Raw genomic sequence first — 12,065 nt, 5'->3', positions numbered from 1 at the left:
CGCTACATTTCTGCTTTGTTTCACCAATTCCTCAAAATACCTGCTCATTTACCTTGGTTTGAGCCTCTGGATTGAACTGGTACGTGTAGCATTTGTTGTCGGCCTGCGTCTCCACAATTCGGTATCCACGGTAGGATACCCCCCAGTTTCCACCATAATGACCGTCGAAAAACGCGGGCTTGGAAGTGGTTTTTCCCATATCAATGGCATGGTCGTGCCCATGAAACATGGCTTTCAAATTTGGGTATTTCCCAAGCATTTTTTCCAATTCTGGACACTCTGTACCGTGTTCAGACCACATTTTAGCGGGAATGTGCATAAATAAAAACACATTTTCCTTCTTGGTAAAACCCGCCAACTGCTTGTCTATCCACGGAATATCGGGGCAAAGGTATTCGCCTTTTATGTTGGAAGTGTCGGCCAGAATGATGGCGTTTTTCCCTATTTCAACCGCATGATTGAGGTCGTAGCCCCAGGTAGTGCGCCATTGCTCGGGTGTTACGTGATCGTGGTTGCCGCGCGTCACGTAATAAGGAAGACCAAGGCTATCAAAAACTTTCTTTACGTCGGGCAAAAAGTCTACATTGTCGTGAAATAAATCTCCGTTAAAAACCACAAAATCGAGCCGTCTTTCGGAATGTTCTTTTTGCAGATTCTTAATGATATTTTCGTGATAGAGCTTAAAATCAGTTTTGGGCTGCCCATAATGCCCGTCGGACGCAACGGCAAAACGTAGATTTTTGGCCGATTTGGCCGCAGGTTTTTGGCATCCAAAGGCCAGCAATCCAACCGAAAGTTGGAGAAATTCTCGACGACGCAGCATAGTGTTTCAAGTTTTTTAGCTATTCCAGATTTCCCAGGCTTTCTCAGCCTGTAATTGAAGCATTGGCAGACCATTATGAATTTGGGCACCCTGCTCTTTGCCTTTTTTCAGAAAAAGCGTTTCGGCTGGATTGTATACTAAGTCGTACAGTAAATGATTTGCCCCCAGAAGCTCATACGGAATGGCGGGGCATTCTTCGGTTTTAGGATAGGTTCCTACGGGAGAGGTATTGATGATCAGCAGATGTTGAGCAATGACATCCGCTGTTAAATCATGGTAAGAAATAGCAGCGGATTGATGTTCTGGTTGTCGGGAAACAATGGTGTACTCAATCTGAAGGTCGTTCAGCGCGGCCAAAACGGCTTTTGCCGCCCCACCATTTCCCAACACCAAGGATTTCAATTGACTAGGAACGATTTTTAAACTCCCTAGCCATTGTTCTAACGAAATTCGGAATCCATAATAATCAGTATTATAGCCTTTTAACTTGCCATCAGGAAGAAATTTTATTGTATTGACCGCGCCGATTCGCTCCGCCGAGGCCACATCGAGTTCATCCAAAAAAGGGATGATATTTTGCTTGTGCGGGATGGTTACATTCAACCCCGATAAGTCAGGATTTGCCTTAATCAATTCGGGGAAATGATGGTAATCAGGGAGTTCAAGCAGCTCATAACGACTGTTTTCAATTCCTTCTTTTTCGAATTTTTCGGTAAAATATTTTTTAGAAAAAGAATGGGTCAATGGGTAACCAATCAAACCAAATATTCTCATTATTGAACAATTATCAGTTTTTTATTTCTTCTAAAACCTTGGCTTTCAACGTGTATCACGTAGACACCCATTGGCAAAGCGCTAAAATCAAATAGCTTTTGATTATCAAAAGACGGTACATTGATGATTTGAATCGGTCTTCCCATCAAATCGTACACAATTAAGGTGGCATTTTTGAGAATCTCCTGCGTTTCAACTATTACTTTTCCATCCGACGAAGGATTTGGATACACTGCTATGCCATTATTATCGGCCTCCAGAATAAAGTCAAACACAGAAGACGTCCTTGAAACGCATGTCAATGTTGCACTGTGCTGCACAGATGCGGTCACGGTAAAAATTCCTGATTGATTTACCCTTATCACTGATTTTGTCTCACCCAATATTTGACTACCCGATTTCCACGCATATACCGCAGAAGCGGTTGGATTAGAGACTTGCAGGGTGTAAGCCCCTATTTTTTCAATGACCGGAGTCAGCGGCAGGGCTTTTACATCAACCCTTGTCGGTCCAGTAAACGGAGATAAACAACCGATTTCATCCCGGACGCGTGCGGCATAATTTCCTGATTTAGCAGCAACAATTCGCTTACCTGATTCGCCCGTATTCCACAATACATCATAATTTGTGTCTACTCTAAGCCCGACTTGGTCACCGTCGCAAAAGGTAAGACGTCCTTCAGAAATAATGGACGGAATAGGCGGAAGCTGATTTACCCGCACGTTAACGGGTTCAGAAGCAGGAGAAGGACAGCCAAATTGATTCCGAATTATCAAGGTATAATTTCCCGCCAAATTAACAGCTACACTTTTGGTATTAGCGTTATTTGACCATTGATAGGCGCTCGCTTCGGGCGCAGTCAACGTCACATTTTGGTCAGCACAAATGGTCGTAGGCCCTCCCACCGAAATGGTAGGTCGTCCTGGGTTGGGGTTAACCACAATCCGAATAGGGGCCGATACGGGAGAGGTACATCCCGTAGAGGGCTCAAAAACCGTGGCTGAAATACTTCCTGCACTATATACTCTGATGCTTCTTCCCCTATCGCCATTGCTCCATTCAAAAATATTACCTCCTGACGTAATCGTCAACACCGTATTGTCAGTTTCGCAAAAAGTGGTTGGTCGTTCATTGACCACCGTCGGTGCGGCGGGCAGAGGATTGACCTTCACTGAAAACGCATCCGAAACCGAGCGGCAGCCATTATTATCGACATAACTCACGTTATAATTTCCCCCAGTAGTTGCCGTAATTGTTTGGCTATTTTGGAAATTACTCCACGCAATGCCAGTGCTGTAATTGGTCGTTAAAGAAACTTGCCCACCCTGACAAAAAGTGGTTGGCCCAAGAGCGGTAATGATTGGTTTAGCGGGCAATGCATTGACCGTTATCGAGATGTTGTTGGAAGAAGGCGACTGGCACCTGTTGGCGTCAACCGTTCTGACCGAGTATCGCCCTGGAAGATTGACCGTTACACTCCTTGTATTTTGCCCATTGCTCCAAATGTATCCTGTTTGATCAGAAGATGTAAGGGTAACCACTTCATTTTCACAAATGGTGGTATTGCGATCAGCAGTGATGGTCGGTGGAGCGGGCAGGGTATTGACTTTTACAGTAACCACTTCCGAACCTGGCGAAGTACAGCCGTTAGCGTCGGTAACGGTCAATGAGAAACTACCCGCTTTTAGGACATTGATACGACGACCACGCGCGCCGTTGCTCCAATTGTACTGCGCCGAACTGCTCGAAGTTAAAATGGTGCTGTCACCGTCGCAAAAGACTACAGGCCTTTCGGGTGTAATGGTGGGCGCTGATGGCAATGGATTGACCGTTACTGTAATATTATTCGATATTCCGTCGCAGCCATTGGCATCCCGAAAGCGCACATTATAGGTCCCTGAGGTTGTTACTTCAATGTTTTTGGCTTGTTGGCCCGAGCTCCAAATATTACCAGATTCATAATTGGAAGATAGCGTTACTCGTCCTCCTTGGCAAAACGATGTGTTGCCAGAGGCACTAATGGTAGGAGCAGCAGGCGGCGCATTGACCTGTACATTTACGCTGGTCGGCTCAGAAGTACAACCTTTATCATCCAGCACACGAACCTCGTATATACCACTGCTGCGAGCCGTTACGACCTGTCCTCTGTCGCCTGTAGACCAGCGATATTCTGCGGCCGAGGTAGCCGTCAAATTAACCGACTCACCTTGACAAAACGTAAGCGCCCCTGAAGCCGCGATGGCTGGCTTCGAGGGCAAAGGTGATGAAAAAGATGTAACATTGATGCTAGCGGAGCCTTTGCAACCGTATAAGTTTTGGGTAGAGACTGAATAAGTCCCCGCAGCCGATACTTCTATACGTTGATTCGTTGAGCCAGTATTCCACTGATTTCCTGTCGCCCCACTCGAAATAAGCCCCACAGTACTGCCTTGGCAAAGTGGCAACTTGCCGTCTACTGAAATAGCAATAGGAGCACTTTGCAAATCATTCGGAACGTTGATATTTGGGGTATAATAGACATTCCCCGCACCGTCCCGGATGGTAGCCTGATAATTTCCTGGGCCGAAGTTAACCGATGAACCATTGGCCCCGTTATTCCATTGGACCGATGAAAAAGGCCCTTGCACGTTGATATTCAACTGGTTTCCTCCCGCACAGCTGACCGAAAAGCTAGGGAATGTTCCTGTTTGAGGAAAGCAGGAATTGAAGAAATTATCGTCCAAGGCTGAATTCCAAGCACCAGCCAAATCCGACAAACCCCCGTTTTGAAAATGGAAACCGTCAGGACGGGGGGTTTGAATATTATCGGTAGAAGGTCCGAAAAACACGGAATTCCCACCCAAAACGACCTGATTTTGACCATTAATAATCTCCTGATTGTTTCCTTTTGCGTTATAATAAGAGACCCTCGAAATAACCCAGCCTACGTTTTTACCAAAATGTTGGCGGGATTTTTCAATGATTCTGCGTAGGTTGGATTCGTACGTTCCCGCCGAATTATTAAGTAGGTTATCCGCCTCACCTTGATGCCAAAGTATGGCTCTGATTCCAGTAACACTCGCGTAATAATTGAGAGACATCCTCAAATTCCCGTACGGTTGCCCTCCAGGATAGGTATCATTGATGTAGATACTGTTGGTCGTGCCACCGTCCACGGTTTCACTCCAGTTTTTGGAGGCTGTTCCTTCCCATGCGGCATTATAAAACAACACAGGAACATTGAGACGATTAGCAATCATGTCGCCCAAGCGTCCCCAGCACCAGGAAGAAAGCCCTCGGGGACCCACATTCCCATTGTCGCTCATTCTAACAAAATCAGGCTTAGGAAAAGAGTTATTTTGATTATCGTTATTTCGGTAATTAACGCAGTTGACGCGGTCATCTCCTGGGCCAGGAGCACCATAATTAAAAAATCCCTGCGCGTTGGATTGGCCCGCCACCAAAAACACTTCCCCCACTCCCACGCGTTGTAATTCGGCAGTGCTGATGACGTTGCCATTTACCAACCCTCTAACCTGGAGTTCATACCACCCGCCCCGTACCTGAATCGTACCCGAATAAAATCCACCCTGCGGGTTGTCTTTAAGAAGGCGCCAATCCGTTTGCTCCCCTTGTCCAGAACTCATAGGTACAACCCTGACCTCGACCCGGTCAATACTCTGGGAATATTGACCCGTGACGTGGATAATACCGTTCCCAAAATTGTCACGTTGAAATACGATTCGACTGGAAGGAAATGTGATGTTTATCTGTGCGAAAATGGTCAAAGGAAATAAAATACACGCAAAGCTTTGCCAGAGGCTCCTCAGGTAAAAGTTCAATTTCATTTGTTCAGTATTTGGTGGAATATATACTTTCTAAACTTACTTAAACGCCACTAACTTTTCAATCCTTTAGAGCCTCCATTCTACCTACTACGCGTATTTCAACGGCACAGTTGCCTAAGGATTTAAAGTTTTCCAGATTAAATCTTTTAATTCACTGATTCCTTCTTGGGTCACTGACGATATATATACGTAGGGAATATCCCCAGGGACCGTTTTCATCATTTCTTTTTTTGTTTCGTCGTCAATCAAGTCGCCTTTTGTAATAGCCAACAATCGCTCTTTTTCTACTAACGATGGGTCGTACAATTCCAACTCATTCAGCAATGTTCGATACTCGTCACCGATATTTTCACTGGTCGCGGGGACCATAAAAAGCAAGATAGAGTTTCTCTCAATATGCCTTAAGAATCTCAACCCCAGCCCTTTACCCTGCGATGCTCCCTCAATAATCCCTGGAATATCGGCCATTACGAACGATTTATAATCCCGGTATCCTACCACCCCCAAATTTGGGACCAAAGTAGTAAATGGATAATCAGCAATCTCTGGCCGCGCCGCTGATACCGTTGAAAGCAATGTTGATTTTCCGGCGTTCGGAAACCCTACCAAACCTACATCGGCCAACAGCTTCAATTCCAACACAATCCACTCCTCCTGCGACGGATCTCCTGGCTGAAAGTGTTCTGGCGTTTGGTTAGTAGCGGTTTTGAAATGGTGGTTTCCCAATCCACCGCGCCCACCTTTGAGCAAAATCACTTCCTGCCCGTCCTCGGTTACTTCCGCTAAAATCTCCCCTGTTTCGGGGTTTTTGGCGATGGTACCGAGCGGTACTTCTACTATGACGTCTTCTCCTTGCTTTCCGTTGCAACGGGCTCCGCTTCCTGCCTCTCCGTTTTCGGCCCGAATATGTCTTTTATACTTCAAGTGGAGCAGGGTCCAGTGCTGAGAATTTGCCTTCAGAATCACGTGACCGCCCCGGCCTCCGTCGCCACCATCTGGCCCTCCTTTATCAACGAATTTTTCTCTTCTAAAATGTCGTGAGCCTGCCCCTCCCGCTCCCGAGCGGCAACTGATTTTGACGTAATCTATAAAGTTTGAACTTGCCATTTTGACGTGTTTATTTTCCGACGATATCGGAAAAATTATCTTTTAGTGAATTTAGTACTTACTATTAACTAACTCCTAATAGACAACAATGATTCTTTGATTGCTTATTTTACAACAAAAAAACTCGTGTGGAATGCCTCACGGCACAGCCACACGAGTTACAAATTTGGGAAAGAAACGGCAGAGTCTATGCGTATTGACCCCTAAAATTATTATTCGGTATCGATGGCCGAACACAAATTATTAAAAATATCTTCGATTTGACCGATTCCATTTACCACGGTCAGCTTGCCTTGGGCTTTGTAATAAGGCAATACATGAACGGTCTTGTTAAAATATTCGTCAATTCTTTTGACCAATTTATCTTCGTCGTCATCGGCCCGACCACTCACTTTTTTGCGTTCGGCAATGCGGCGTTTGAGTTCTGCCTCATCCACATCCAATTGGAGCACAGCTTTGATGTCACTGTTTTTAGACGCTAAAAAAGCATCCAAAGCCTCGGCCTGCGGCACTGTTCGCGGAAAACCATCGAAAATAATGCCCTTCGCGTCGGGATTTTTTTGAACTTCTTCTTCCAACATATCAATCGTGACCGAATCTGGCACCAAAATCCCGTTGTCAAGCAGGTCTTTTACGCGTTTTCCTAACTCGGTTTGTTCTTTGATGTGCATCCGAAACAAATCGCCGGTTGAGATGTGAACCAACTGATATTTTTCGATGAGTTTTGCAGCTTGGGTGCCTTTGCCCGCACCTGGAGGGCCAAAAAGTACAATATTAAGCATCTGACTGAAAGGGCTTTTGGTGGAGGTAGAGCTATGTTTTTGAGGTTTGACTGCGCAAATTTACAATTTCATCACACTACTCAACGGTTTTTGGGCACAAATTAAAAAAGGATTTTGCTAAAATGAGGTAGTTTCTGGAGAAAGACACGGAATAATTCAAATAAAAGGCAATTACACTTCGTATTTTGAACACACGCCTTCTTACATAAGAAATAAAAAAAGACTGCCTCAGGTAAGGCAGCCTCTCTATATACACTTAATAAGATTGTGATTACTCAATCACAATGCGTTTTACGGCACCGTCTTCGTTCTGAATTACGTTGACGAAATACGTTCCTTTGGCATTTTTGCCCAGTTCAAGTTGCCCGACGTAATCACCCGAGAAATCTTTTACTTCTTTCCGGCTCACTTGCTTCCCTTTGGTGTCGGTCACGGTGATGGTCACGTCGCCTTTGTTGGGGGCGTAGAAGCGGAGGTTGAGTTCGTTTTTGTCGGGGTTGTTGGGAAACGCCTCCAAACCACGAATCGACGCGGGCTTACCTGTGCCCCCGATATTGATGTCGCTGTGCCAAAACTCACGAAATTTGGGTTCAAAATCGCGGCTCCAGTCTTCCATATTGCGCTCTAATTTCCGCATTTGAGGCTCAATTCGTTTTTCAACGCGCTTCATACGGTCGGCAAATGCCTCTTCATCAAAGTCAAACCTAAAATTATGATTGTAGTTGTAGTTATCCTGATGGTCTTTGGGGTTGGACTTGTAGATTTTTACGCGCTCCTTTTCTTCTTTTTGCTTCCGCACAATTCGGTCATCGTCGTACCGACGATCATGGTCTGAGTGGCGGCTGTCGCCTTCTTCAATCTCGATGCTCAATCGGCGATTGGTGGCGTCTTTGCCATTGCCTTTCAATGAATCCACGATGGCCTTCACTTTGGCTTCTCGCTCTGCTTCCGAAAGGTTGTTGTACGTGTACGAGCGCTCCACGATTTCGGTTTTTCCATCTTTTTCTTCGCTCATGCGTACCCGAACGGTTACTTTGTCTTTGGCAGAATCTCTCGCTTCTTTCTTTTCCTCCTGCGACAACGCGGTTGTGGCTACTCCCAGCCCAGCGACCAAGGCGATCAATGCAAATTTTGTTTTCATGCGTTTGTTGTTTTAAGGCTCAAAAGTGTTTAAAATTTAAAAAGTCGCGGTGTTAAATTTTCTTAAATTGTGTTAAAGGATTGGTTGAATTACGTTATTTTGAATGGTAACAAACCAAAAGTCACGTTTTAGGGAAAGAACGTTGCATGGAGTTGAAAAAAAATGATGACCACCCAAAAAATACGGTTGTTGATTACGCTCATGGGCCTCGCGGCGTTGGGGTTGATGGGATTTCAGTGGCATTGGATTACAAGTGCGCTGGCGCTACGCAATGAGCAATTTGACCTGAAAGTATCGGATGCGTTGCAGGATGTAGTTCGTAAATTAGAAAAGCAGGAAATCATTTATCTGATTCGTCAACGCGAACAAATCGAACAGCAACAGCGCAAATTGGAAGCACTGAATAAAAATCGACTGGCCAAATCGAGCCAATCGCCCAAACACTCGTTGCCCAACGAATACGCTTCCAATCGCGACGACAAACTGACCGGCTCTAATCCCACCGATGCCCTTACCCCGCGCAATCGCTCTATGACGGACTTTCAGGCCAACCTCATCAACGAGTTTTTACGCCAACGCAACAGCGAGTTGCCTCATATCGAGCGTTTTTTGCGCATTCATGCCGAACAAGAACGAATTTTTGACGCGTGGTTTAATCAAATGGACCACGCATTTTGGCCCACCGATAGCACCTCCAATGGCTCGGTGTTGATGACGGTGCGGTCGTCGGTGCAAAAAGCGCGTCAAAACGCCGAAAATGAGCCGCAGACCTACCTGCCGAGTCGCGCTAAAACCAAAGAAAAACTGCTTAAAGTGGCTTCAGCGTCGCAGAGCGATTTATTAAAAGACGTGTTTAAAGATTTGCTTTTCAGCAAACGTCCAGTGGAGCAGCGCGTCAATCGAATCATGCTTGATTCACTGCTGCGAAAGTCGTTGCAAGAGCGCGGCATTGGGATTGCGTATGAGTTTGCTATTCTGAATAATGTGCACCAAAACATTATCTTTTCAACGGCATCTTACCGCCCAGACAGCGCTGACTCAGAGCTATTTAAGGCAAGTTTATTCCCCAATGAGCTCAATACCATGCCAAGTAAGCTGTTGGTTTATTTTCCCGAACGCCAGGCATTTATTTTGGAAAACATGGGCTTTACCCTCATCACTTCAGCCTTGTTGTTACTTGTCATTTTGGGTTGTTTTTACGTAGCGGTGGCAACGATTTTGAAACAGAAAAAACTCTCGGACGTTAAAAATGACTTTATCAATAACATGACACACGAGTTCAAAACACCGATTTCGACCATTTCGCTGGCTGTAGGCATGGCGCGCGAACAAGTAGAAACGCAGGGCGAGCCCCTCAAAATCAAACGCTATTTGGGCATAGTACAGGACGAAATCCAACGCTTGGGCGGGCACGTGGAGAAAGTACTGCAAATGGCTCTGCTCGACCGTGGTGAAATCAAACTTCGGCCCACCACGCTTAATATTCACGACGTCATTGAAAAAGTATTGAACAACCTGAGTGTACAGCTAGAACAGCGGCAAGGAGAAGTGGAACTGAGTTTTGAGGCCGAGCAAGAAGTCATTCAGGCCGATGAGCTGCATTTGACCAATATCCTGACCAATTTAATTGATAATGCCAACAAATACTCCCTCCACGCGCCGCCGCAGATTATAGTAAGCACCGAAAGTGATGCCGAAAACGTATATATACGCGTCACAGATCATGGCTTAGGAATGACCAAAGAACAACAAACCAAGATTTTTGAGCCGTTTTACCGCGTTCCGACGGGCAATATTCATGACGTAAAAGGGTTTGGATTGGGGTTGAGTTACGTCAAAAAAATGATTGAAGCCCACGACGGCCGCATCGACGTCAAAAGCAAACCCAGTGAAGGCAGTACCTTTACGATTCAGTTGCCGTTACAAAAAGAGACTTTGAACTAATAACCCAAACAGCATGACGACCAAACTACCGCCTACGAAAATCCTCTTGGCCGAAGATGACCCTAATCTGGGGCAATTGTTACAGGAATACCTCACCAACAAAGGCTACAAAACGGATTTGGCCGTGGATGGCAACGCAGGTTTGAAGCGGTTTCTGGAAGGTTCGTTTGATTTGTGCCTACTGGATGTGATGATGCCAAAAAAAGATGGATTTTCGTTGGCCAAAGAAATTCGCCTCACCGACAAAGAGGTTCCCATCATTTTTCTGACCGCCAAAAGCATGAAGGAAGATACCATTCAGGGTTTTAAAGCGGGCGCTGACGACTACATCACGAAGCCGTTCAGCATGGAAGAGCTGTTACTACGCATACAGGCCGTATTGCGCCGTTATCAAAAAACGGCCCCAATACATGAGCTCCCGCAAAGTGTATTTCAACTTGGGAAATACACCTTTGATTTTGCCCACCAAGTACTTACCCAAAACGGCACCCCACAAAAACTAACAAGCAAAGAAGCGGCATTGCTCAAATTGTTTTGTGAAAATAAAAACCAACCCATTAACCGAAGTTTTGCGTTGAAGCTCATTTGGGGTGACGATTCCTACTTCAACGCCCGCAGCATGGATGTCTACATTACGAAGCTCCGCAAGCACCTCAAAGACGATGCATCGCTCCAAATCATCAACCTCCACGGCGAAGGCTTTAAATTATTGGTAGATGAATGAATTAGCGCGGCACGGCATAGATATTGATGTTTATATGCCACTTTGTTATGTCTTCTTTGGCAGGAATAGAAACAACCTTGGCAGTGCTCTCAAACTCTTCAAAGTAAAAAATATCGTAGCCGTGTTTGGCAATGGCTTCAAACAACTCCATTTTATCGGCAGGACTGTTGTGCTCAAAACTTTCTGCAACAATCACTGGCTTATATTTGGCAATTAAGTCCGAAATAGATTTGAGAATTTCCTTATCGTAACCTTCGGTATCTACTTTGATGAACGATAGTTTGGGAAGCCAATCTCCGTAATTCGTCTCCAAAAAATGCATCAACGGAATACCCTTTATTTTCTCGGGATAAACGAATTTTCCATGACGGCTCTCTTTGGTTGGAGAAATTCCGCCGTTGACAAAAGAAGCTTCTGAAGAGATAAAAAAGAATTCTTCTTCCTCTACCGAAATCGCAAACGGTAACGCATGAATGGACAGTTTGTCTTGGTTGAGGGTGGCGTTTTCCTTCAGTATTTTAAACACGTACGGATTGGGGTCAAAGCCCAGCGCCAAGCCTGATTTTCCCGCTGCAAGCCCCATCGGTACAGTTGTATCGCCAATGTTGGCACCAATGTCGATTACAAAATCTCCTTCTTTGATGAATTTACGAAAAAAATCGACGGTTTCCTGCTTCAAACCCAGCCGCGTAGCCAAAGGGTTGGCCCATTCTGCAAAATCGATTTGTCCGTCTTTCTCCAATTGATAATGATTGATGAGGGATGGATACTCTTTGGTATATCTTCTGGCTATTTTTCGACGAAAAGAATCTCTGAAGTACGTGAACATCCTATGATTGAGGTTTGGATTATAAGGCAATATTGTCAATAATTCGCCCATATTTTACCTAACTGAAGGAATAATTAGGTAAAATGAAAAAAGAGCCGAATAAACCCCTCAAAT

9 protein-coding genes are annotated in these 12,065 nt (G+C 45.2%); 2 read left to right on the top strand and 7 right to left on the bottom strand.

From position 1 onward, the window contains the following. Nucleotides 1-31 precede the first annotated feature (31 nt). From DR864_RS20175 to DR864_RS20150, 6 genes are all read right to left on the bottom strand, one after another. Nucleotides 32-823, bottom strand: coding sequence for a metallophosphoesterase family protein (locus DR864_RS20175; RefSeq protein ID WP_114068666.1), 792 nt, complete (start codon nt 821-823; stop codon nt 32-34). 15 nt (nt 824-838) lie between these two features. After that, entirely contained in the window at nt 839-1,597 is a 759-nt protein-coding gene (locus DR864_RS20170) for a shikimate dehydrogenase family protein (RefSeq protein WP_114068665.1), read from the bottom strand. Beyond that, a complete protein-coding gene (locus tag DR864_RS20165) occupies nt 1,597-5,424 on the bottom strand; it encodes a T9SS type A sorting domain-containing protein (RefSeq protein ID WP_114068664.1) in 3,828 nt (1,275 codons plus the stop codon). The genes DR864_RS20170 and DR864_RS20165 overlap by 1 nt, the downstream gene beginning before the upstream one ends. A 114-nt stretch (nt 5,425-5,538) precedes the next feature. After that, complete coding sequence (gene obgE / locus DR864_RS20160) at nt 5,539-6,531, bottom strand: GTPase ObgE (RefSeq protein WP_114068663.1); 993 nt, start codon at nt 6,529-6,531, stop codon at nt 5,539-5,541. Between the two features lie 212 nt (nt 6,532-6,743). After that, on the bottom strand, nt 6,744-7,313 hold the full coding sequence (locus DR864_RS20155) for an adenylate kinase (protein WP_114068662.1): 570 nt from the start codon (nt 7,311-7,313) through the stop codon (nt 6,744-6,746). 271 nt (nt 7,314-7,584) lie between these two features. Continuing rightward, nucleotides 7,585-8,454, bottom strand: coding sequence for a T9SS type A sorting domain-containing protein (locus tag DR864_RS20150; RefSeq protein WP_114068661.1), 870 nt, complete (start codon nt 8,452-8,454; stop codon nt 7,585-7,587). Nucleotides 8,455-8,616: 162 nt separating this feature from the next. Between DR864_RS20150 and DR864_RS20145 the strand changes: the two genes are divergently transcribed. After that, nucleotides 8,617-10,398: a sensor histidine kinase gene (locus DR864_RS20145; RefSeq protein WP_229599425.1), complete on the top strand. Its 1,782-nt coding sequence runs from the start codon at nt 8,617-8,619 to the stop codon at nt 10,396-10,398. A 13-nt stretch (nt 10,399-10,411) separates the two neighbouring features. After that, a complete protein-coding gene (locus DR864_RS20140) occupies nt 10,412-11,122 on the top strand; it encodes a response regulator transcription factor (RefSeq protein ID WP_114068659.1) in 711 nt (236 codons plus the stop codon). A gap of 1 nt (nt 11,123) precedes the next feature. Here DR864_RS20140 and DR864_RS20135 read toward each other — a convergent pair whose 3' ends face one another. After that, complete coding sequence (locus tag DR864_RS20135; RefSeq protein ID WP_162793988.1) at nt 11,124-11,951, bottom strand: FkbM family methyltransferase; 828 nt, start codon at nt 11,949-11,951, stop codon at nt 11,124-11,126. Nucleotides 11,952-12,065 lie beyond the last annotated feature (114 nt).

It is taken from the genome of Runella rosea, from assembly GCF_003325355.1.
Taxonomy (GTDB): Bacteria; Bacteroidota; Bacteroidia; order Cytophagales; family Spirosomataceae; genus Runella; species Runella rosea.
The sequence above is the reverse complement of the archived record's forward strand: the minus strand, read 5'-3'. Positions and strand labels throughout refer to the sequence as shown.

Excerpts from the sequence above, each read along its gene's own strand:
- DR864_RS20150 (WP_114068661.1), bottom strand. The coding sequence starts at position 8,454 with ATGAAAACAAAATTTGCATTGATCGCCTTGGTCGCTGGGCTGGGAGTA.
- DR864_RS20175 (WP_114068666.1), bottom strand. The coding sequence starts at position 823 with ATGCTGCGTCGTCGAGAATTTCTCCAACTTTCGGTTGGATTGCTGGCC.
- DR864_RS20165 (WP_114068664.1), bottom strand. The coding sequence starts at position 5,424 with ATGAAATTGAACTTTTACCTGAGGAGCCTCTGGCAAAGCTTTGCGTGT.
- DR864_RS20135 (WP_162793988.1), bottom strand. The coding sequence starts at position 11,951 with ATGTTCACGTACTTCAGAGATTCTTTTCGTCGAAAAATAGCCAGAAGA.
- DR864_RS20145 (WP_229599425.1), top strand. The coding sequence starts at position 8,617 with ATGATGACCACCCAAAAAATACGGTTGTTGATTACGCTCATGGGCCTC.
- obgE (WP_114068663.1), bottom strand. The coding sequence starts at position 6,531 with ATGGCAAGTTCAAACTTTATAGATTACGTCAAAATCAGTTGCCGCTCG.
- DR864_RS20140 (WP_114068659.1), top strand. The coding sequence starts at position 10,412 with ATGACGACCAAACTACCGCCTACGAAAATCCTCTTGGCCGAAGATGAC.
- DR864_RS20155 (WP_114068662.1), bottom strand. The coding sequence starts at position 7,313 with ATGCTTAATATTGTACTTTTTGGCCCTCCAGGTGCGGGCAAAGGCACC.
- DR864_RS20170 (WP_114068665.1), bottom strand. The coding sequence starts at position 1,597 with ATGAGAATATTTGGTTTGATTGGTTACCCATTGACCCATTCTTTTTCT.